Origin of the sequence: Micromonospora sp. NPDC049114 (assembly GCF_040648635.1) — a bacterium.
GTDB lineage: Bacteria > Actinomycetota > Actinomycetes > Mycobacteriales > Micromonosporaceae > Micromonospora.
The window spans coordinates 30,135-51,498 of record NZ_JBEZEA010000014.1; the positions used below are offsets into that span (position 1 = coordinate 30,135).

The following is a 21,364-nucleotide window of genomic DNA, read 5'->3' on the forward strand; positions in this document are numbered from 1 at the left end:
GACATGTCCGCCACCATCACCGCCACCGCCGTCCGTACCTGCTTCGGCGACGGCCCGGCCACCGTCGCAGCGCTGCTGCGCGGCGCGTGCGGCGCCGCCGGGCTGCGGCGGTCGGACCCGGCCCGGGTGGGGGTCGGCCACGGCTACCCGATCGATGACGACGCGCCGTTCGGCCCGAGCCGCTGGCTGACCGACTGCGTGGCCGAGGCCGTCGCCGCCGCCGGCCTCGACGCACGTCGACAGCGGGTGGTGAGCCTCGTCGGCACCGGGCTGCGCGAGTCGGCAGAGGTGGAACGGGCGGCCCTGGCGGGCTCGGTGGACTTTCCGGCCGAGCGGCTGCACTTCGCCGACGCCGTCGCCAGCGCGGCACCCGGCGTGCAGCGGGTGGTCACCCTGGCCAACGCGTGCAGCGCCGGCGGTTCCGCCCTCGCCCTGGCACAGGACCTGGTGGAGACCGGCGAGGCGGACGCCGTGCTGGTCGGCGGCACCGACGGCAGCAGCGCCTCCATGCTGGCGATGATCGGCCGGGTGGCCGCCCGGCCGACCGGCCGGGTGCGGCCCTTCGACGCCGACCGGGCCGGTGTGCTGCTCGGCGACGGCGCGGCGGTGCTGGTGGTCGAGCCGGAGCGACCCGGCCGTGGGTTGGCCCGGCTGCTCGCCACCGGGTTGTCCTGCGACGCCGGGCACGAGACGGCGCCCGACCCCGCGGGCATCCTGCGGGCGGTCCGCGACGCCCACCAGCGCGCCGAGCGCCGGCCCGAGCAGGTCGACCTGGTCCTGGCGCACGGCACCGGCACGACGCTGAACGACGAGACCGAGGCGCGGGTCATCGCCGAGGTGTTCGCCGGCTGCGAGCCCGGCCCCCTGGTCACCGCCCTCAAGGGCGCCGTCGGCCACACGTCGGGAGGCTCGGCGCTGCTCAGCGTCGCTGTCGCCGTCGAGATCCTGCGCACCGGCCGGGTGCCGCCGGTGGTCGGCCTGACCCGGCCGGCGCCCGAGGCGGCCGCGCTGCGGCTGGTCCGCGAGACGGCCGCACGGACGGACGTGCGGGTGGCGCAGGTGGACGCGTTCGGCTTCGGCGGTCTCAACGCCGTCACCCTCCTGGAGGCGCTGCGATGACGGACCGCGTCCACGCCGGGCACCTCGCGCCGCCACCGGATCGCGGCGTGCCACCGCCCGCGTCCCGCCGCCCGGGCCAGGTGACCCGCCCGAATCGGTCCACGGTGGACAACCCGGCCATGACCAACCGGGACCGCACCGCCGGGGCCGACCCGGATCCACCGGTCGCCGCCGTTCTCGCGGCGGCACTGCACCTGCCGGGAGTCGACGTGCGCGGACTCGACCTGCCGGCCGGTGCCGTCGATGCGGGGGCCGCCGACGAGGAACCCGCCTGCCCACCCGAGCGCGCCGCCGACCTGCTCGGCCGCAAGGGTCTGCTGGCCAAGGAGCCGGCCACCCGACTCGCCCTCTGCGCCGTGCACCGGGCGCTGGGCCTCGCGCCGAAGGCACCCCGCCCGAGCGGACCGGCGGATCCGCGTACCGCGGTGGTGCTCAGCTCCAACCTCGGCAACGTCGCCACCGTCGGCGACATCGCCCGGCGGCTGCGCGAGGGCGGCCCACGCGAGGTCGGCCCGTTGGAGGCGCCGAACGCCTCCAGCAACGTCACCGCCGGCGCGATCGCGATCTGGTTCCGCTTCGGGGGCCCCAACCTCACCGTCTGCTCCGGCGCGACCGCCGGCCTGGACGCGATCTGGTTGGCCGGGCTGCTGCTGCGTACCGGCCGTGCCGACCGGGTCGTCGTGGTCGGCACCGAGCCGGACGACCCGCAGGCCCAGGCCCTGCACGCCGCCCGGGACGGCGCCACCGCCGGCCTGCCGCTGCGCGCCGGGGCGGCCTGCCTGCTGCTCGGCCGGGTCGACGCCGCGCCGCACCCGTTGGCCCTGCTGGGGCCCGTGCGGGCGGGCGTTCCCGTCGACGGCACACCTCGCGGCCTGCTCATCGACGCGGACGCTGTGGCGGGCGACCACTACGGCGCGGCGGGGGTCGTGCACACGGCGCTGGCCGTACGCCTCGCCGCCGCCAACGCGACAGTCACGGTCCGCTGCGGCGACCCCGTCGACGGCACGCGCGAACTCGACGTCCGGGCGGCCCGGCGATGAGCGGCACGCCACCGGCGGTCGCCGTGCACCGGCTCGCCGGCCCGGACACCGGGACGCCGACAGTGCTGCTCGCGCACGGCATGTCCGACGCCTGGCGCAGCTGGCGGCCCCTGGCGCAGCGGCTGCCCTCCGGCTGGCGGCTGCTCGCGGCCGAGCTGCCGTGGAAGGCCGGCACCGATCACCGCTGGCGGCGTCGGGGCACCCCGGGCGCCTGGCTCGCCGCCGCCGTCCGGGCCCTGGCCACACCTCCCGACGTCGTGGTCGGCCACTCGCTCGGCGCGAACGCGGTGCTGGAGATGCTCGCCACCGAACCGGACGTCGCCCCGCGCGGAGCCATGCTCATCGCGCCGTTCTACTGCCCGCCCGATCTGCCGATCACCTGGGCGGTGCACGAGCGGGCGCAGGCCAACTTCGTCCAGATCATCGACGAGGGGCTGCGCCACCGCCTCGGCCCCCGGCTGGCCGACCTGGACGCCGAGACCCTGACCGCCATGCGGGACATCATGGTGGACCGGATCGGCCCCGTCGGTTTCACCACCCTGTTCGACCACTTCACCGCGACCGCCGGCCTGCCGCTGCACGCGGTGACCGTGCCGACCATGGTGCTCACCGGCGGCCGGGACCCTGGCCTCGACGGCCCGCGCGTCGGCGCGCTGCGGGCCGAACTTCCCGACGCGCACGTCGTCGTGGAGCCGGATTTTCACCACTTCTGTCATCTCGACCGGACGGCCGAGGTGGCCCGACACGTCGCGGGCTTCGTCGAGAAGGTCTGCCCCGACCCCGCGATCCGAGGAGGTACGCCGTGACCACGGCGGTTGAGAACGCATCCGTGACGCTGTCGGCCCGGCCCGGGTTCGAGGGCGCGAACATCCGCACCTGGATCGGCTTCAAACACTTCGCGTACCTGGTGGAGCAGGGTGTCCTGCAGTGGTTCCGGGAGCGGGGGCACGGCCCCGGCCAGCTCTACCACCAGCACGGGGTGGGGCTGTCGATCCGGGACTGTTCGCTGCTGCTGCCCGCCGTCCTCGACGTCGACGACACCGCGACGGTGGTGGCGACCCCCGCCGCCAACGGCCGGTTCGCGGTGCGGATGGGTGTGCACCGCGACGCCGACGTCACCGTGTGCCGGGCCCGGGTGCGGGTGGCCCTGGTGCGGGAGGCGGACGTACCGCAGGCGACGCCGCTGCCGGCGGAGCTGGCCGGCCTGGTCGAGGAGCCGGCCGCCGGGGAGCCGGGCGCCCCCGCCGGCGTGGACCCGGCCGATGAGTTGCGCGCCGCCGGAGCGGGGTTCGTGTGGCAGTGGCGGGTGCCCTACTTCTACTGCCAGTACTCGCAGCGGATGCAGCACTCCGGGTACGTCCGGCTGCTGGAGGAGGTGGTCGACCGCTACCTCGCCGACCGGGGTGTGTCGGTGGGCCGGATGCTGCGCGAGCGGGGCTGGATCCCGGTGGTGTCCCGCGCCCGCGTCGAGGTGCTCGGCGACGCCCACCTCGACGAGCCCGTGTGGGTCACCTTCACCGTCACCGACGTGCTCAAGGACGTCACGTACGACGCGCGGATGAACTGCCACGTCGTGCGCGACGGTCGCCTGGTCCGGGTGGCGACGGCAAGCATCCTGCACGGGTACGCGGTCAGCCGCGGCCCCGAGGCGGGCCGGCTCGCCACCCTGGACGGGGACACCGTGGCGGCGTTGACCGGCGGGCGGCGGTGATGGCCGCCAAGCCGCCCCGCCTGTACTTCTCCTTCCGCAGCCCGTACAGCTGGCTGGCGGTGGAGCGGCTGACCCGGGCGTTGGGCCGGCCGCAGGAGGTGCTGGAGTTCATCCCGTACTGGGACCCGGACGCGCGGACCGAGGCGGCGCTGACGGCCCGGGGCGGCGCCTTCCACTACGTGCAGATGAGCAAGCCCAAGCACCTGTACCTGCTCCAGGACGCCAAGCGGCAGGCCCAGCGGCTGGGCCTGCCGATGCGCTGGCCGATCGACATCGACCCGTGGTGGGAGGTCCCGCACCTGGGGTGGCTGGCCGCCCGGGACCAGGGCGCGGGGGAGGCGTTCTACCGGGAGGTGATCGCCGCCCGCTGGCAGCGGGGCGAGGACGTCTGCACCCCCGAGGTGATCGCGGAGGTCGCCGAGCGGGCCGGGGTGGACCCGGCAGTGGTGCTCGGCGCGGTCGAGGACGAGGGCGTCCGGGCGGCCGGGGCGCACTGCCTGCTGCGGGCGTACGAGGAGGACATCTTCGGCATCCCCTACCTGCGGCTGGGCCCACACCGGTTCTGGGGCGTGGACCGGGTCGACGACTTCCTCGCCGCGTACGCCGAGCGGACCGGCACTCCTGTCGCGCCGCCCGCGGTGCCGGCGGGCGTGGGCGGGTACGACACGGACACCGGAGGCGGCTGTGGCTGAGCGACGAAACCCGGAACAGGAACGCGCCTACCGCCGCCGGCAGTTGGTCCTGACGCTGCGCGCGTTCGCCCTGGCGGGGTTCGACGAGGGCGCCGGCGGCCACGTCACCGCCCGGGACCCGATCGAGCCGGACACCTTCTGGATCAACCCGTTCGCCCGGCACTTCGCCCACGTCCGCGACGACGACCTGCTGCGCGTCGACCACACGGGTGACGTGGTCGACGGCTTCGGCCGGATCAACCCCGCCGGCTACGCCATCCACTCGGCCATCCACAAGGCCCGCCCGGACGTGGTGGCCGCCGCGCACACCCACTCGATCCACGGTCGGGCGTTCTCGGCGCTCGGCCGGCCGCTCGCGCCGATCACCCAGGACGCGTGCGCGTTCTTCGAGGATCACGAGGTCCACGACGAGTACGGCGGGGTCGTCCTCGACGGCGCGGAGGGGGACCGGATCGCGGCGACGCTGGGCGCCGGCAAGGCCGTCGTGCTGCGCAACCACGGGCTGCTGACGGTCGGCGGCTCGGTGGCCGAGGCGGCCTGGTGGTTCCTGGCGATGGACCGCTGCTGCCAGGTGCAGCTGCTCGCCCAGGCAGCCGGCGAGCTGGTGGTGATTCCCGCCGACGCGGCCCGGGCGGCGCGGGCGGACATCGGCACCGCGCAGATCGCCCGACTGAACTTCCGGCCGGTCGCGGAGCACGTCCTGGCCGTCAGCCCCGACCTCACGCACGGCACCACGCCCAGACAGGAGTGACGAGTGGCCGAGCTGCTGAAGACCATGGTCCGGGACCGGGCCGGCGACGTCGCGCTGACCGACGAGCGGACCACCCGGACGTGGGCGGAGCTGGACCGGTCGGTGGACCGGTGGATCGGCGTGCTGCGCGGGGCCGGCCTGGACGTCGGTGACCGGGTGGCGTTCGTACTCGGCAACCGGCACGAGACGTTCGAGGCGCTGCTCGCCTGCGTGCACGCGGGTCTGGTGGCGGTGCCCGTCAACTGGCACCTCACCGCGCCGGAGATCGCCCACATCCTGACCGACTGCGGCGCGCGGGCGGTGCTCACCGAGGCGGCGTACGCGTCGACGGTGCGCGACGCGGTGGCGCGTACGCCGGGCGGCCCCGACCTGCTGGTGACTGTGGACGGCGGGGACGGGTTCACGCCGGTGCACGACCTGCCGGCGGGCCCGGGCGTTCCGGCGCTCTCCGGTGGCGTGCTGCTCTACACCTCGGGCACCAGCGGACGCCCCAAGGGGGTGGTCAACCCGCTGCTGAAGGTCGGTGCCCCGATCGACCGGGTGGCCGCCACCACCGAGGCGCTCGGCGGCGGCCTGGGCATTCCGACGCAGGGGCAGGCGCTGCTGGTCGGCCCCTGGTACCACTCGGCGCAGTTGTTCTTCGCCCAGTTCCCGCTGCTGCGCGGGTGCGGGCTGGTGCTGCGCCGCGGGTTCGACCCGGTCGAGGTGCTGCGCGTGATCGACGACGAGAAGATCACCATCAGTCATCTGGTGCCGACCCAGTTCATCCGCCTGCTGCGGGTCGACGCGGCGACCCGGGCGGCGTTCTCCGGGGCCAGCCTCGCCCGGATCTGGCACGGCGGCGGCCCGTGCCCGCCGGAGACCAAGCGGGCGATGATCGAGTGGTGGGGGCCGGTGTTCGTGGAGTACTACGCCGCGACCGAGGCCGGCATCGTCACCCTCGCCGACTCGCACACCTGGCTGGCCCGGCCGGGCACGGTGGGCCGGCCGGCGCCGCCGACCGAGGTGGTGGTGGTCGACGACGAGGGCCGGCCGGTGCCCGCCGGGCAGGAGGGCCGGGTGGCCGTACGGCGGCCGCCGGGCCGGGGGTTCCACTACCACAACGCTCCGGAGCAGACCGAAAAGGCGCACGTCGCCCCGCACACCTTCACCGTCGGCGACCTGGGCCACCTGGACGCCGACGGCTACCTGTTCCTCACCGGCCGCTCGGCGGAGCTGATCGTCACCGGCGGCGTGAACGTCTATCCCGCCGAAGTGGAGGCGGTGCTGTCGACGCACCCCGCCGTGCGGGACAGCGTGGTCATCGGCGTGCCCGACGAGGAGTTCGGCGAGCAGGTCCGGGCGGTGGTGCAGCTCGACCCGGCGTGGCCGGCCCGGGGCATCGAGCAGGTCCTGGACGCGCACTGCCGGACCAGCCTGGCCGGCTTCAAGGTGCCGCGCTCGTACGAGGTGATCGACCGGATCCCGCGCGAGCCGACCGGCAAGGTGCCCCGCCGGGCGTTGCGGGACCGCTACCGGGCGGCCCCGGTGTCGCCGGGTCTGCTGGCGGACCCGGGGACCTTCCTGGCCGGCGTGCCGTACGACGAGTTCGCCCGCCGTCGACGGGAGGCGCCGGTGGCCTGGGTCGAGGAGGTCGAGCTGACCCGCACCGACCACGACCGGTCGGTGCGGTCCCGGGGTCCGGGCTTCTGGGCCGTCACCCGCCACGCGGCGGTGTCCGCGGTGTCCCGCGACCCGGCGACGTTCTCGTCGGCGGCCGGCGGGGCGTTCCTCGCCGACCCCCGGACCCCGGAGGATCTGGACCGCAACCGCCAGCTTCTGATCAACATGGACGCTCCGGAGCACGCCTGGGTGCGGCGGCTGGTGGCGGGGGCGTTCACGCCCCGCGCGGTGGGCCGCCTCGGTGAGCTGGTGACCCGCCATGCCGAGGAGGTCGTCGCCCGGGCGGTGGCCGCGCGGGACATCGACGTGGTGGCGGACCTCGCCGCCGAGCTGCCGCTGCTCGTCCTCACCGACCTGCTCGGTGTACCGCGGGCGGACCGGCGGCTGCTGTTCGAGTGGAGCAACAACCTGGTCGGGTTCGACGATCCCCGCTACGGCGGTGCCAGCGTGCAGCGCTACCGGGACACCTTCGCGGCGGCCTTCTCGTACGTGCGGCAGCTGGCGGCCCAGCGACGGGCCGCGCCCGGCGACGACCTGTTGAGCCTCCTCGTGCACGCCGAGGCCGACGGTCGGGGTCTGACCGACGCGCAGCTGTGTCAGCTGTGGTTGCTGCTGGTCATCGCCGGCAACGAGACGACCCGGCACCTCATCTCGAACGGGGTGCAGGCGTTGCTGGAGCACCCCGAGCAGCGGGACCGGCTGATCGCCGAGCCCGACCTGACCGCGAGCGCGGTCGAGGAGCTGCTGCGCTGGGTCACGCCGATCATGCAGTTCCGCCGCACCGCCACCCGCGACACGGTCCTCGACGGGACCCGCATCGCCACCGGGGACAAGGTGGTCGTCTATTACGTCTCGGCCAACCGGGACGAGGCCGCGTTCGCCGATGCCGACCGGCTGGACCTCGCCCGCGATCCCAACCCGCATCTGGCGTTCGGTATCGGTCCGCACTTCTGCCTGGGCGCGCACCTGGCCCGGTTGGAGATGGCGGCCTTCCTCACCGCGATCCGTCCGCACCTGGCCCGGCTCCGACTGACCGGGCCGGTACGCCGGATGCGGACCAACTTCATGAACGCCGTCACCGCGATGCCCGCGCGTTTCGACGTCGCGCCGGAAGGGGAGTGACCCCATGCCACTGGACCTGCACTGGTTCCTGCCGACGCACGGAGATGGCCGTGACCTGGCCGAGCCCGCCCGGGGTGGCGGGAGCCGGCCGGCCCGGATCACCCGCCGGCCGCCGGACATCGGCTATCTGGCGCAGGTGGCGCGCGCCGCCGACCGGCTGGGCTTCGCCAGTGTGCTCACGCCGGCCGGGCTGTTCTGCGAGGACCCGTGGGTGGTGGCGTCCGCGCTGGCCGCGCAGACGCAGCGGCTGAAGTTCATGATCGCGTTACGGCCGGGGCTCGCCTCGCCCACGCTCGTCGCCCAGATGGCCGCGTCGCTGCACCGTGTCTCGGCGGGCCGGGTGCTGCTCAACATCGTGGCCGGCAGCGACCCGGACGAGCAGCGCCGCTACGGCGACTGGCTGGACCACGACGCCCGTTACGCCCGCGCGGAGGAGTTCCTCACCATCCTGGGTGGACTGTGGTCCGGTCAGCCGGTCGACCACGACGGCGAGCACTACCGGGTGAAGTCCGCCCTGCTGGCCCGGCCGCCGGCCACCGCTCCGGCCGTGTTCCTGGGCGGTTCGTCGCCGGCGGCGCAGCGGGCGGCCGCCCGGCACGCGGACGTGTACCTGGCCTGGGGTGAGACGCCGGCCCAGCTCGGCGAGCTGCTGGGTCGGGCACGTGAGCAGGCGGCGGAGGCCGGCCGCACGCTGCGCACCGGGAGTCGACTCCACGTCATCACCAGGGACACCGCGCGGGAGGCGTGGGCCGAGGCGGACCGACTCCTCGCCGGCGTCGACCAGGCGCGGATCGCCGCCGCCCGGCAGCGCTTCGCCCGTACCGACTCGGAGGGCCAGCGGCGGGCGGCGGCGCTGCACGCCGACGGCAACGCCCGGATGGAGGTGTACCCGAACGTCTGGGCGGGCTACTCCCTGATCCGGCCCGGTGCCGGCGCGGCGCTGGTGGGCAGTCACGAAGAGGTCGCGGAGCGGATCGCCGAGTACCACGCCGCCGGGGTGGACCATCTGATCCTGTCCGGGCAGCCGCACCTGGAGGAGGCGTACTGGTTCGGCGAGGGCGTGCTGCCGCTGCTGCGCCACGACGGCCTCCTGGATGGCGGGACCGACGGGGACGGCACGCACGCCGAGGGCGGCCGGCGGACGCCGGAGCTGGCGGTGGGCCGATGACCGGGCCCGTCGCGGAGCTGCCGATGACCGCGCTGATCGGCAACCCGAAACCCCATTCCCGTACGCGGACCGTCGCGCTGGCCACCGCGGAGGCACTGCACTCCCGGCTGACCCACGGCCCGACCCCCGTCGCCGCGCCCACGGTGATCGACCTGGCCGAGCTGACGGCCGAACTGGTCGGTCAGGGCAGCCGGCCGGAGACCCTCGACGAGGTGCTGGAGGCGGTACGCCGACCGGGGCTGCTGCTGGTGGCCAGCCCCACGTTCAAGGCGGCGTACAGCGGGCTGCTGAAGCTCTTCGTCGACGTGCTGCCCCGGGGAGCGCTGACCGGGGTGGTGGCGGTGCCGTTGATGACCGCCGCCCGGTCCGGTCACCGGCACGTCGTCGACACCTACCTGGGTGCCCTGCTGGCCGAGGTGGGCGCGTGCGTGCCCACGGCCGGCCTGTGCGTGCTGGAGCGCGAGTTCGACACGGCGGAGGTCGGCATCGAGCGCTGGCTGGACCGGGCGACGCCGGCGGTGGTGGACGCGCTGGCCGTGCTGACCGGTGTGCCGGCCGAGCCGGGTGTCAGCCGGCGTTGACCTCGTCGTGCTTGCGGCGCATCCGGCTGATCCAGCCCTGTGCCGTGTGCACCGGAACGTCGAAGTGCTCGGCGACGCGGCTGATCGTGCCGACCTGCTCGTAGACCGCCTCCAGGTCCGCCGGGTCGGGTGCCCGGCGGTACGCGCGACCGGCCTTGAGTCGGCTGAGCCGCTCCGGTTCGCCGGCCCGGCGGGCCGGTCGGGGCGGCTGCGGTCGGGGCGCGGCGGCGGTGGTGGCGGTGGTCGCGGGGACCGGCCCGACCGTCACGGCCGGACGGGGCGCGGCCTCGGCGCGGCTGCGGTCCCGGTCCTGCGGGGGGATGAAGGCGCGCAGCAGGGCATCGAAGTCGACGTACGGCAGCTCGCCGGTCAGACCGGCGCTCTGCGGTGCGCGGACGGTGAGCTCCCGCACGACCGGGTGGCCGTTGCCGGTCTCCAGACGGACGACGGTCTGGGCCACCGGGCCGGTGATCTCCTCACCGTCGTCCTCCACGGGCACGATGGTGATGATGTATTGACTCACGACGATGCCTTCCCTGCGCATCTCCGGGCGAGCCAGTGCGGCTTCCGGCCCCCCGGTCAACCCTGTCGGGTTTGACCGGTGGTGGGAGACAAGATATCAGATTCCCGCAGGCAGAAGGCGAGATATCCGACACTCGCCACGGGACGCCTATCCTTCATCTCCGTTTTATTGCGGGCATCAACGGTCAAAACGGGCCCTGCGGGTCCCAGACCCTCGATCCTCGGTAGCGGATCGCGGGTCGACAGCCCGGGACACCAGCAGCGCGGCCAACCCGGCCCGCGACGACACACCCGTCTTGCGGAAGATCCGGGTCAGGTGAGCCTCCACCGTCTTGACTGTCACGTACACCTGGTCCGCCGCCTCGGCGTTGCTCGCACCGGCCGCCACCAGCCGGGCGATGTCCCACTCCCGCCGCGTCAGGGTCAGCTCCCCACCCGTCGCCCCGGCCGGAAGACGGCCCGCCGCCCCGGCCGCGCGGCTCTGCTCGCCGGCCACCGAGCGGCGCAGCGGCGGCGAGTCCACCAGCTCCGCGATACGGCGGGTCTCGGCGAGTTCGACCTCCGCCGCCGACCACTCCCGGGCCTCGCACAGAGCCCGCGCCCGCACCAACCGCGCCGACGCCTCCTCCAGCCTCCACCCCAGACTCGCGAAGGTGTCCGCCGCCGCGGCGGCCAGCTCGGCGGCGCAGCGCGGATCCGCCTCCAGGGTCAGCCGCGCCCGGGCGATCCGGGTCAGCGCGCTCTGCCCCCGCAGCCCCAGCCGCGCGGCGTACCCCTCGGCCACGTCCAACCAGCGCGCGGCCTCGTCGCACCGACCGGCCTTGTGGGCCATCTCGGCCAGCGCCGAGGCCCAGCAGGCCCGGTTGGTCACCTCGACCCGGTCGAGACCATCCCCACCGCAGGCGCGCAGCAACGTCGACGTGGAGCCGGCCCGGTCCCCGGCGAGGAAGCGCAGACGCACCGACACGCGCTGACTCGCCCCGTCGTACCAGTTCTCGCGGCGGGTGCTGGCGTCCAGCACTGCGGTGTCGGCCAGGTGGCGGGCCGCCTTCGGGCCGCTGCGCCATGCCACCGCGATGGCCCGGTACGCGCGGGCCAGCGCCACCAGCGGGTCGATGCCCATGGCGACGGCGACCTCCTCGGCGTCCTCGCCCTCGACCCGGGCCCGCTCCAGGCTGCCCAGTCGGGCGGTCACCGCGCAACGGCCGACCAGCAGCCAGGGGGTCAGCGCCACGAGACCCGCACGGCAGCAGATGTCCAGCGCACGGTCGAAGTGGTGCAGGGCCGAGCGCTCCCGTTCGTGGAGGTACTCGGCCCAGCCCAGCAGGGCCAACAGGTCCGGGTGCCGGGCCAGGTCGGTGTCGGCGAACGCGTCCACCTCGGACGACGCCCGGTCCAGCGTCTCGGGCACCCGGATCCCACAGTCGGTGTACGCCGCCACGAACGACTGCACCACCGCGGCAGTTGTCGCGCAGACCGCCGAGCCGGTCCGCTCCGCCAGCGGGCTCAGACTCCGGGCGTGCTCGGCCGCGTCGGGCGCTCCACAGAGGGCGCCGGCGATCGCCGCCTCGACGGTCAGCAGGAAGCGACTGCGCGGCTCCACCCGCCCGTCCCGGTACGGCAGCAGCAGCGCGTACGCGTCGAACGGCCGGCCCAGCAGGCGTTCCACCCGCGCCCGTGCGGCCACCGCCCGCAGCCGCTGGTCGCAGTCGGCGAGAGGACGGCGGGTGAGTTCCTGCAACAGGGTGCGGGCCTGGCGCAGTTGACCTGCGCCGACCAGCGCGTCGGCCATCGCGAACTCCAGCCGCGTACGCCGTGGCTCGGTGACCTCGGCGGCGGGCAGCAGCCGCTGGACGTTGGTCAACCACCGGATCGCGTCGAGCCGGGGCACGAGACCGCTCTCCGCCGCCTCGATCAGTGCATCGGCGGTCGCCGGTTCGGCGCACTGCCCGCTGGCCGACAGGTGTTCGGCGTACCGGCCGACGGGATGCCCGAGCTCGCGCAGGACGCGGGCCGCCGTCGCGTGCAGGCGTCGCCGCCGGCCGGGGGACAACGCGCGGTACACGACTGTGCGGTCCACCTCGTGGCGGAACCGCAGGGTCGACGCCTCGGTGGGGTCGGTGCGCAGCAGGTCGACGGCGACCAGCGCGTCGAGCAGGTCGCTGGTGACCTCGGGGCCGCGGTCGGCGAGCGCCGCGGCCAGCGCCGGCTCGAACCCGTCCGGGCACACCGAGACGGCCTCCAGCATCTGCCGCTGCTCGTCGGTGAGCGCGTCGAGGTCGAGTTGAACCGCGCCGGTGACGTCGACGGGCAACTCGGCGGGCAGGCCCCGCAGTGCCGCGACCGGGCCGTCCAGGGCGCCCGGTCGGTACGCGAGGACGTAGCGGGGAACACCGCCGGAGAGCACGTGCACCCGCTGGGCGGCGCGTCCCTCCACCAGCCCGAGCAGCGCGGCGACGCTGGCCGGATCCAACGGTGTCAGGGTGACCGCCCGGCGGCTCAGGTGGATGCCGGCGGCGAGCGCGGTGGTCACGCACGACGGCATCTGCCGTGGCCGGTACGCGGTGATCCACAGCAGACCCGGGGGTGGTGCCTGCGCGAGCCGACGCAGCAGCGTGGCCGTCGCGGATGACGCGGTGTGCAGGTCGTCCAGGAGCAGCAGCAGCGGCCCACCGGCGCGGACCGCCTCGCCCGGCTCATCCGTCAGCGCGGCGATGGCCTGCCCGACCTGGTGGCCGTCGCGGCCGGCGGCGGCGAGCACGCGCACCCCGGCTCGTCGGGCTCGTGTGGCGACCTCGCGCAGCAACCGCGTCTTGCCGGTGCCGGGGTCACCCACGAACTCGATCATGGCGGGCTGGCCGTCGCGGACCCCGGCCAGGGCGCGGTCGAACAGGTCGAGCGCGCAGTTGCGCCCGACCAGGGGGTCGAGAGGGTCGCCGGACGGCGGCGGGGCGAACTCCTCCTCGCTGATGTTCATCGGCGCCCCACGACGGGCACCGGGGCGTCCCGGCCCGTCGGCGTACGCCATCGGCCGGTCGCGGTCGGACGCGGCCCGGCGGCGGCCCGACGGCCTGGTCGGACGCGAGCACACGGCGAGTGTTGGCCCAGCTTCAACTGCCACCCCCAGGATCTGTCCCGTTCGGGCCTCTCGGCGTGCCCGATGCCGGCGGTGCCAATTGCCGGCGCTCGGGCGAGCGGCAGATGCAACTCTAGGTCCGCACGACAAGAACTGCGATCGCGGGACCGGTTGGTCCTATTGTCGAAGAGAGCAAATGTTGCTGTCCAAAAACCGAAATAGCGTACTTGGTTCTTGACACAGCGCACACTGGAGGTTGCGGTGAGTTCACGACAATGTGGGGTTTCCCCTACTGTCGCATCGTTCCCCGTCGCTTAATGTCGACCCCGGCGGTGCGACGCCTTCTGGGGGGACTTCGGATGACCGTTCATTATCGATCCTATCTGGACAATTCGTCAGATGCGGAGGTGATGCTGAGCGAGTCGGAACGATGGCACGCATTTCAGTGTCTATTGCCGCCGCGGGCCGCGGTGGCCGACGCGTTCCTCACCCAGGGCATCAGTCCACTGCTGCACGGCCTTCAGGCTGTCGGCGAGCTGTCCGCCTGGTCGTTCACCCGCCAGTCGCCACGGGTGGTCTGTCTGCACCTGCTCGGCAGCACGCCGCGCCTGCTGGCGGCCCGACTGGCCGGGCTCTGTGCGGCGGTCGGGGCGGAGGGCCCCGTGCACGTGCCGCACCTCGCCGCTCCGCCAGCGCGCGATCCACGGCTGGTCGACGTGGCTGTCGACCTGATCGGGATGACCCCGGGGCGGCAGGCCCGCCTCGGCGCCGCCGTGGACCTGGCGATGGTGGCGGCCGTGCACACCTGCCCCGCCCTGCGGGGCGACAACGAGCACGTTCCGTCCGACGCCGCGGCCGCCCTGCCGAGCGTCCGCTGGCAGCGGATCGCCACCGCGCTCAAGACCGAACGCCACCCGCTGACCTGCTGGTCACACCTGCTGGAGGCGTGCCGCCGCGCACCGGGATACGACGGCAGGATGACGTTCGACCTGGTCCACCTGCTGCACAATCAGCTCGGGCTCAGCACCCGTGACGAGCAGCGGGTGCACGCGGGCCTGATCCGCTCACTGTCCCGACGCCGGGCCGGAGCGCGCCGGTCGCCCCGTTCGCACCTGAGCGTCCAGCATCCCGGGCCGGTCCGCCCGAAGAGGTGAACCGCGGGAGGCGGCCTACGGCACGAGCGGGGCGCAGTGGACACCGCCGCACGGGGGTGCGGTGTTCCGGCGCGGGGGGCGTACGCCGGAACACCGCCTGGGGAAAGTCAGCGCGCCAGCCACTCCCGGTAGGACGTCGGCGCGAGTACCGCGCCCTCCTTGGCGATCAGCACGTCGCCGGGGGCGGCCGCGAACATGCCGGCGCTGTCGTCGGTGGTGACGGTGCGCTTGTCGCCGTGCGCGGCGAGGGTGATCCGGCCCAGTTCGTCGAGCGTGAACACGTCGGGGCCGGCGACGTTGCGCACACCGCGCAGGGGGGTGCCCACGCTGACGTCGGCGACGGCCTGGGCCACGTCGGCCGCGGCCATCGGCTGCACGGGGGTGCTGGGCAGGCGGACGCCGTTCTCGTCGGCGGTCCAGGAGATGACTGCGTCGACGAACTCGAAGAACTGGGTGGCGCGCACGATCGAGTACGGCACCTTGCTGGCCTTGAGGATGTCCTCCTGGAGCACCTTCGCGCGGTAGTAGGCCAGGTCGGGCACCTGGTCGACGCCGACGATGGACAGGATCACGGCGTGGCCGACGCCGGCGCGCTCGGCGGCGGTCAGCAGGTTGTCCATTGTCGTCTGGAAGAAGGCGGGCGACGCGTCGTCGAAGGTCGGCGAGTTGGTCAGGTTGACGACGACGTCGGCGTCCTTGAGCGCCTCGGGCAGGCCCTGCCCGGTGAGGAGGTCGACTCCGGTCGACTGCGAGTGCGGCACCGCGTCGTGCCCGGCCGCCTGCAGGATCCGGACGACCTGGGACCCGATGAGGCCCGTCCCGCCCATCACGGCGATCTTCATGTCCGTTCCACCATCCCTGTCTGTTTTGTCCGCCGTGCCACTGGCGGCACGTAACTCGGACTTCCTATGTCCGAGAACTATACTCGGACACGACAGGTCCGAGTAACGGGGTGGCTAGGGTGAGGCGATGAAGATGTCCGGCGGGGTGGAGTGGGCGCTGCACTGCTGCGTCGTGCTCACGGCCAGCAGCAGGCCCGTCCCGGCGGCCCGGCTCGCGGAGCTGCACGACGTCTCCGGCAGCTACCTGGCCAAACAGCTCCAGTCGCTGGCCCGCGCCGGGCTCATCCACTCGGTGCAGGGCAAGGCGGGCGGCTACGCGTTGACCCGCGCTCCGGAGAGCATCAGCCTGCTCGACGTGGTCCACGCCGTCGACGGGCCCGGCCCCGCCTTCGTCTGCACCGAGATCCGCCAGCGCGGCCCGCTGGCCACCCCACCCGACGCCTGCACCCGCGCGTGTCCCATCGCCCGCGCCATGGCGACGGCCGAGAAGGCGTGGCGCGAGGCCCTGGCCGGGATCACCATCGCCGACCTCGCCCGCGACGTGGACGTCGACTCCGGCCCCGAGGCCCTGGCCGGCGTCAGCGCCTGGCTCACCGGCGACAGCGCCGGCTGACCGCGCTCAGCCGGTGTGGCGTACCTCGGTGTCCCAGATCTGCGCCCACGGCCGCCGCAACCCCCGACACACGAGGATCGGGCCGCCGTTCTCGTCGTTGTCCACCTCGACCCGCTGATCCACCCGCCCGGCGGGCGTGCACTCGGTGAACCAGGCGTTCAGCGCGTCGGGGCGCTCCCAGCCGACGACGATCGCCACGTCCGCGTCGGCGGGTGGCCGGCCGAAATCCACCATGCTGTTGTGCCCGGAGTAGGCGCGGGGGAGCCCACGGGCCGGCCCGTACCGGGCGATCGCCCCGGCCTCTCCGTAGTTGCCGGTGAGGATCACCGCCCGCGAGCGTTCCTGCGGCTGCAGGCCACGGTGGACGGCGGCCACCGAGTCGGCGAACTCCGGCCAGCCGATGGTCTCGCCGGCGTCGTAGTTGACGTCGACCACGAAGCTGGGCAGCCGGTCGGCCGGCAGCACCGGCAGCAACAGCACGACCGTGGGCAGCAGGAACGGCACCGCGCCCACCGCGAGCACCCCGCGACGCAGCCACGCCGCGCCACGCGACGCCCAGGCGGCGGTCACCACCGCGCCCGCGGCGGTGAGCACCAGCAGCAGAGGCGCGTCGTAGTAACCCTTGCCGCCGGCGACCAGGACGATGCCGACAACTACCACCCAGGCCCAACCCACCGCGCGGTACCCCCGCCACGCCGGCCGGCGCAGCAGCGCGACGAGGCCGGCGATCCAGATCGGCACGGCGTACGGGCTGATGATGGCGAACTGGAGGGTGAGCGCGTCGAGGCGACTGCTGTAGGAGCTGTCGCCGCCGGAGATGGAGGCCGCCACACCGAGCTGCGGGAAGCCGTGCGCGGCCTGCCAGATCAGGTTCGGCGCGGCCAGCAGCGCGGCGATCCCGGCGGCGGCGAGCACCCACCTGTCGCGCAGCAGCCGACGTGGCCCCGCGATCACCACCCCGGCGACAAGGCCCACGGCCAGCAACGCGGGCAGCAGCTTGTTGAGCATGCCCACGCCGAGCACCAGCCCGAGCGGGAGCGCCCACCTGCTGTCCCCGGTGCGCAGCAGCCGCACCGCGCACCACACCACGGCGAGCCAGACCAGCAGGTCGACGGTGGTGGTGCTGAGCAGGTGGGCGCCGGCGAGCACGATGCCGGACAGCGCGGCCAGCACCGCGGCGAAGCTCTGCCCGCCCCGGCCACCGCCCAGCTCGCGGGCGATGGCGGCGACCAGCAGGACGGCGACGCCGGCCAGCAGCGCCGACGGCGTACGCAGCACCACCAGGTTGCCAGGCGCGATCGTGTCCAGCAGCCGGGCCAGCGCCGGGACGAGTGGGCCCTGGTCGACGTAGCCCCAGGCCAGGTGGCGGCCGCAGAGCAGGAAGTACAACTCGTCGCGGTGGTAGCCGTAGCGGCCGGCGAGCAGCAGCAGCGTCACGCTGGTGGCGGCGGCGACCAGCCACGGGCCGAGCGCACGGGGACCGGGCTGCGGCAGCTCGGCCGGCGCGGACGACCGTGCCGGCCGGTGTGGTCGATCGGTGTCGATGGCGGGCTCGCTCACCGACTCATCATCGCCCGCGAAGCCGCCGCGTGGGTGCCCCCGCGCCTGCGGGTGCAGGTGTTCTGACCAGGTGCGAAGATCAGCTTCGTAACTCGGACCGAGAGGACGACATGCGATATCGCACTCTGGGCGCCACCGGCACGGTGGTGTCGACCCTGTGTCTGGGCACGATGACGTTCGGCGCGGAGACCGACGAGGAGGGCAGCTTCGCCCAGCTCGACCGGTTCGTCGAGGCCGGCGGCACCTTCCTCGACACCGCCGACGTCTACTCCACGGGCGTCTCCGAGGAGATCGTCGGTCGGTGGCTGCGTTCCCGCCCCGACCTGCGCGACCGCCTCGTCATCGCCACGAAGGGCCGGTTCCCGATGGGCCCCGGGGCGAACGACGCCGGCCTGTCCCGCGTGCACCTCACCCGCGCCCTGGACGCCAGCCTCCGGCGGCTCGGGGTGGAGGCCGTCGACCTCTACCAGGCGCACGCGTGGGATCCGCTGACCCCGCTGCCGGAGACGCTGCGCTTCTTCGACGACGCGGTCCGCGCCGGCAAGATCCGCTACGCGGGGGTCAGCAACTTCACCGGTTGGCAGTTGCAGAAGGCCGCCCTGCTCACCCAGCACCTCAACCTCACCCCGATCGTGACCCTCCAGCCGCAGTACAACCTGCTGGCCCGGGAGATCGAGTTCGAGCTGGTGCCGGTCTGCGAGAACGAGGGCATCGGCATCCTGCCGTGGTCGCCGCTGGGCGGCGGCTGGCTGACCGGCAAGTACCAGCGCGACAGCACGCCCACCGGCGCCACCCGGCTCGGCGAGAACCCGCAGCGCGGCGTCGAGGCGTACGCGGGTCGCAACGCGCAGGAGCGCACCTGGCGGGTGCTCGACGCGGTCCGCCAGGTCGCCGGGGAACACGGCGCCTCCATGTCGGCGGTGTCGCTGGCCTGGCTGGCGGCCCGACCGGCGGTCACCTCGGTGATCCTCGGCGCGCGGACCACCGAGCAGCTCGACGACAACCTGACCGCCGCCGACCTGGTCCTGGACGCGGAGCAGATGCGGCTGCTGGACGAGGCGAGCGCACCGCTGGTGGGCGACTACCCGTACGGCGGCGCGGGTGTGCGTCAGCGTGGCCGCGACCTGCCGACCGGGCCGTGATCCCCTTCCCCGAGCCCACCGGCGTCGCCGGCAGCCGCACCGAGGTCTTCCTGCGTTACCTGGACTATTTCCGGGAGTCAGTGGTGGCCAAGGTGTCGGCGCTGGCGGCGCCGGAGCTGCGGCACAGCCGTCTGCCGTCCGGGTGGACCCCGTTGGAGCTGCTCACGCACCTGCGCCACGTCGAGCTGCGCTGGATCGAGTGGGGCTTCGAGGGCCGGGACGTCGCCGAGCCGTGGGGTGACCGTCGGGACGACAGGTGGTACGTCGCCCCCGACGAGACCCTCGCCGACCTGGTGGCGGCGCTGCGTGCCCAGGGCGCGCACACCAGCGCGGTGGTCTCGGCGCACGACCTCGCGGAGATCGGCGCACCGGGCCCGCGCTGGAACGGCGCCGACCCGGCGTCCCTGGAACGGGTGCTGTTGCACCTGGTGCAGGAGTACGCCCGCCACCTGGGGCACCTCGACGTGGTGGCCGAGCTGGCGGGTGGGCCGACCGGAGAATGAGGCCGTCCGCTCGATAATGGACCGATGCCGCTGCTCGTCACGCCCGCCGTGCCCGCCGGGCGCCTCGCCGCCCAGGAGCAACCCCACCTTCCGGTACGCCCCGGGCTGGCGCTGCGGCCGTGGCGCGACGACGACGCCCCTGCCGTACGCGCCGCCTTCGACTGTCCGGTGATCCAGCGGTGGCACGCCCGTCGTCTCGACAGCGACGACGAGGCGCGGGCCTGGACGGCGCAGTGGGCGGCCCGCTGGAGCGCCGAGACCGCCGTGAGCTGGGCGATCGTGGGGGACGACGACCGGCCGGTCGGTCAGACGGGGTTGCGGGACGTGCTGCTGACCGAGGGGTCGGCGCAGGTGTCGTACTGGCTGCTGCCCGCCGCCCGTGGTCGTGGGATCGCGACCGAGGCGCTCGGGGCGCTGACCCGGTGGAGCTTCACCCGGGCCGGGTTGCACCGGCTGGCCCTGCACCACTCGACGGCCAACGGGGCGTCGTGCCGGGTCGCCACGCGCGCCGGCTTCCCCGTGGAGGGAGTGGCGCGCGGGTCGGTGCGGCACGCCGACGGCTGGCACGACATGCATCAGCACGCGCGCCTGCGCACCGACGGGCCTCCTGCGATCACTCCGTGAGGTCGCCGACATGGCCAGGTCCATGGTTGGCGCCGCCCAGTCTCCGCTCAGCGGGCCTGCGCCCAGCCGACGAAACGCGGCGTCAGGTCGGGTAGCGCCACGCCGGGGTTGAGCGCGGTCAGGTCGGCCTCGGCCTCCTGCTGCACCGTCGCCAGGTGGGTCAACAGACCCGGGCGATCCTCGCGGTATTCGCCGAGCAGGCGCAGCTTCGCGGTCGAGCACGGCCACAGGATGCCGCAGACCGGGCAGCGCCACGACGGCCGCAGCGGGGAGTGCGTCGGCCTCCGGGCCGTTCCTTCGGTGTGTGCCACGGTCTTCCTCCTGGTCGGCTGCTGGACGCGGGGCCGCTTGCGGTCGCGCAAGCGGCCCCGCCACGAACGCGTCCGCCGGGTTCGGGTCCCTGCCAGCCGCGCCGTCGATACCCCACTTTCCCGGGAGTCGCTGGACAAGCACACAGCGTTACGTAATCTCCTTGGCGCAGCCCATTTGCCCCGGGGAAGGGACGGCATGAATCACGCGTTTGTCGCAGCGCTCGCCGAAGCGGGCCACACGGCCGAGAGCCTCGCCGATCGGATCGGCGTGCACCCGAAGACCGTCGCCCGGTGGGCGAACCCGGGCCACGTTCCCCAGAGCCGGCACCGCACGACAGTCGCGGAGCTGCTGGCCCGCGACGCCGACGCGCTGTGGCCGGATGCCCTGCGGCGCCGCGAACCGGTGTGGTTCCGACCCTGGGTCGACCTCGAACGCGAGGCGCTGACGCTGCGGTCGTTCCAGTTGGCGTGGGTGCCGGGTCTACTCCAGACCGAGGCGTACGCCCGGGCGACCCTGGCCGGCGGGGTCCTGACGCCGGACGCGGTCGACGAGTTCACCGGGGCGCGGATCAGCCGGCAGTCGATTCTCGACCGCGACGGCGACGGGCCGCTGCTCATCGCCGTGCTGGACGAGGGGGTGCTGCGCCGTCGCGTCGGCGACGACCGCGCGTTGATGGCGGCGCAGCTCACGCACCTGCTCGGGTACGTCGAGACCGACACCGTCCAGCTCCAGATCGTCCCGGCGGACGCGCCCAGCTATCCCGGGCTCGACGGGCCGTTCACCATCGCCGACCTGCCGGACGGTTCGCGGGTCGCGCACGTCGACAGCGCCGCGCAGGCGCAGATCCTCGACCAGACATCGGAGCTTGTTAGCCTGGAGCGGCGGTGGGAGCGCATTCGCGGCGAGGCGCTGCCCCGGGGGCGTTCCCTGGACCTTCTCAGAGAAGCGGCGGCATCATGGACCTGACCGGGGCGCAGTGGCGCACGAGCACGAAGAGCGGCGGCAACGGCGGCGACTGCGTCGAGGTCGCCGACAATCTCCCGGGCGTGGTCCTCGTGCGGGACTCGAAGGATCGCGACGGCGCGACGCTCACGTTCAACCCGCAGTCGTGGCGCCGCTTCGTCGCCCTGGCACGCGACGCCCGCTGACCGTCCACATCGCCCGACCTGG

The 21,364-nt window shown here is 74.1% G+C and carries 21 protein-coding genes; 16 read left to right on the forward strand and 5 right to left on the reverse strand.

The genetic code is table 11. The annotated features are described in order from the left end of the window. The first annotated feature begins 3 nt into the window (after positions 1-3). The 9 genes from AB0B39_RS28165 to AB0B39_RS28205 are packed head-to-tail and all read left to right on the forward strand — an operon-like array spanning position 4 to position 9,846. On the forward strand, positions 4-1,119 hold the full coding sequence (locus tag AB0B39_RS28165; RefSeq protein WP_357575823.1) for a beta-ketoacyl synthase N-terminal-like domain-containing protein: 1,116 nt from the start codon (positions 4-6) through the stop codon (positions 1,117-1,119). Next, positions 1,116-2,159: a beta-ketoacyl synthase N-terminal-like domain-containing protein gene (locus tag AB0B39_RS28170; protein WP_357575824.1), complete on the forward strand. Its 1,044-nt coding sequence runs from the start codon at positions 1,116-1,118 to the stop codon at positions 2,157-2,159. Before AB0B39_RS28165 ends, AB0B39_RS28170 begins: the two co-directional genes overlap by 4 nt. Beyond that, positions 2,156-2,965 carry an alpha/beta hydrolase gene (locus AB0B39_RS28175; protein ID WP_357490451.1) on the forward strand — a complete coding sequence of 270 codons (810 nt, stop codon included), beginning with the start codon at positions 2,156-2,158 and terminating at the stop codon, positions 2,963-2,965. Before AB0B39_RS28170 ends, AB0B39_RS28175 begins: the two co-directional genes overlap by 4 nt. Further along, positions 2,962-3,870, forward strand: coding sequence for a thioesterase family protein (locus tag AB0B39_RS28180; RefSeq protein WP_357490453.1), 909 nt, complete (start codon positions 2,962-2,964; stop codon positions 3,868-3,870). The genes AB0B39_RS28175 and AB0B39_RS28180 overlap by 4 nt, the downstream gene beginning before the upstream one ends. Continuing rightward, complete coding sequence (locus AB0B39_RS28185) at positions 3,870-4,562, forward strand: DsbA family protein (RefSeq protein WP_357575825.1); 693 nt, start codon at positions 3,870-3,872, stop codon at positions 4,560-4,562. The genes AB0B39_RS28180 and AB0B39_RS28185 overlap by 1 nt, the downstream gene beginning before the upstream one ends. Next, the gene (locus tag AB0B39_RS28190; protein ID WP_357575826.1) at positions 4,555-5,313 is read left to right on the forward strand and encodes a class II aldolase/adducin family protein; all 759 of its coding nucleotides are present in this window, start codon (positions 4,555-4,557) and stop codon (positions 5,311-5,313) included. The genes AB0B39_RS28185 and AB0B39_RS28190 overlap by 8 nt, the downstream gene beginning before the upstream one ends. Before the next feature lie 3 nt (positions 5,314-5,316). Continuing rightward, positions 5,317-8,097, forward strand: coding sequence for a cytochrome P450 (locus AB0B39_RS28195; protein WP_357575827.1), 2,781 nt, complete (start codon positions 5,317-5,319; stop codon positions 8,095-8,097). A gap of 4 nt (positions 8,098-8,101) precedes the next feature. After that, on the forward strand, positions 8,102-9,265 hold the full coding sequence (locus AB0B39_RS28200) for an LLM class flavin-dependent oxidoreductase (RefSeq protein ID WP_234585154.1): 1,164 nt from the start codon (positions 8,102-8,104) through the stop codon (positions 9,263-9,265). After that, positions 9,262-9,846 carry an NAD(P)H-dependent oxidoreductase gene (locus tag AB0B39_RS28205; RefSeq protein ID WP_357490459.1) on the forward strand — a complete coding sequence of 195 codons (585 nt, stop codon included), beginning with the start codon at positions 9,262-9,264 and terminating at the stop codon, positions 9,844-9,846. Before AB0B39_RS28200 ends, AB0B39_RS28205 begins: the two co-directional genes overlap by 4 nt. On the opposite strand, the gene AB0B39_RS28210 is transcribed toward AB0B39_RS28205, so the two are convergent. Beyond that, positions 9,833-10,369: a hypothetical protein gene (locus AB0B39_RS28210; protein WP_234585159.1), complete on the reverse strand. Its 537-nt coding sequence runs from the start codon at positions 10,367-10,369 to the stop codon at positions 9,833-9,835. The genes AB0B39_RS28205 and AB0B39_RS28210 overlap by 14 nt on opposite strands. Before the next feature lie 177 nt (positions 10,370-10,546). After that, positions 10,547-13,345, reverse strand: a complete 2,799-nt coding sequence (locus AB0B39_RS28215) for a LuxR C-terminal-related transcriptional regulator (RefSeq protein ID WP_357490461.1) — start codon at positions 13,343-13,345, stop codon at positions 10,547-10,549. Between the two features lie 569 nt (positions 13,346-13,914). On the opposite strand from AB0B39_RS28215, the gene AB0B39_RS28220 reads away from it, so the two are divergent. Then, the gene (locus AB0B39_RS28220) at positions 13,915-14,598 is read left to right on the forward strand and encodes a hypothetical protein (RefSeq protein ID WP_357490462.1); all 684 of its coding nucleotides are present in this window, start codon (positions 13,915-13,917) and stop codon (positions 14,596-14,598) included. Positions 14,599-14,705: 107 nt separating this feature from the next. Here the strand turns inward: AB0B39_RS28220 and AB0B39_RS28225 are convergent, their stop codons facing one another. After that, complete coding sequence (locus tag AB0B39_RS28225; RefSeq protein ID WP_357575828.1) at positions 14,706-15,440, reverse strand: NAD(P)H-binding protein; 735 nt, start codon at positions 15,438-15,440, stop codon at positions 14,706-14,708. 127 nt (positions 15,441-15,567) lie between these two features. Here AB0B39_RS28225 and AB0B39_RS28230 point away from each other — a divergent pair, with 127 nt between their 5' ends. After that, positions 15,568-16,053 (forward strand): Rrf2 family transcriptional regulator, encoded by a 486-nt coding sequence (locus AB0B39_RS28230; protein ID WP_357575829.1) that lies wholly within the window; start codon positions 15,568-15,570, stop codon positions 16,051-16,053. 6 nt (positions 16,054-16,059) lie between these two features. On the opposite strand, the gene AB0B39_RS28235 is transcribed toward AB0B39_RS28230, so the two are convergent. Then, a complete protein-coding gene (locus tag AB0B39_RS28235) occupies positions 16,060-17,613 on the reverse strand; it encodes a glycosyltransferase family 39 protein (protein WP_357575830.1) in 1,554 nt (517 codons plus the stop codon). Between the two features lie 110 nt (positions 17,614-17,723). On the opposite strand from AB0B39_RS28235, the gene AB0B39_RS28240 reads away from it, so the two are divergent. Genes AB0B39_RS28240 through AB0B39_RS28250 form a run of 3 tightly spaced genes read left to right on the forward strand, consistent with a single transcriptional unit; the run spans position 17,724 to position 19,882 of the window. After that, positions 17,724-18,755, forward strand: a complete 1,032-nt coding sequence (locus tag AB0B39_RS28240) for an aldo/keto reductase (RefSeq protein WP_357490468.1) — start codon at positions 17,724-17,726, stop codon at positions 18,753-18,755. Further along, positions 18,752-19,258 (forward strand): DUF664 domain-containing protein, encoded by a 507-nt coding sequence (locus AB0B39_RS28245; RefSeq protein ID WP_357575831.1) that lies wholly within the window; start codon positions 18,752-18,754, stop codon positions 19,256-19,258. Before AB0B39_RS28240 ends, AB0B39_RS28245 begins: the two co-directional genes overlap by 4 nt. Positions 19,259-19,282: 24 nt before the next feature. Further along, on the forward strand, positions 19,283-19,882 hold the full coding sequence (locus tag AB0B39_RS28250) for a GNAT family N-acetyltransferase (RefSeq protein WP_357575832.1): 600 nt from the start codon (positions 19,283-19,285) through the stop codon (positions 19,880-19,882). 47 nt (positions 19,883-19,929) lie between these two features. Here the strand turns inward: AB0B39_RS28250 and AB0B39_RS28255 are convergent, their stop codons facing one another. Next, entirely contained in the window at positions 19,930-20,193 is a 264-nt protein-coding gene (locus AB0B39_RS28255; RefSeq protein WP_357575833.1) for a flavin reductase, read from the reverse strand. A gap of 196 nt (positions 20,194-20,389) precedes the next feature. Here AB0B39_RS28255 and AB0B39_RS28260 point away from each other — a divergent pair, with 196 nt between their 5' ends. Next, the gene (locus AB0B39_RS28260; protein WP_357490474.1) at positions 20,390-21,160 is read left to right on the forward strand and encodes a Scr1 family TA system antitoxin-like transcriptional regulator; all 771 of its coding nucleotides are present in this window, start codon (positions 20,390-20,392) and stop codon (positions 21,158-21,160) included. Continuing rightward, positions 21,151-21,342, forward strand: a complete 192-nt coding sequence (locus AB0B39_RS28265; RefSeq protein ID WP_357575834.1) for a DUF397 domain-containing protein — start codon at positions 21,151-21,153, stop codon at positions 21,340-21,342. Before AB0B39_RS28260 ends, AB0B39_RS28265 begins: the two co-directional genes overlap by 10 nt. Positions 21,343-21,364: the final 22 nt, after the last annotated feature.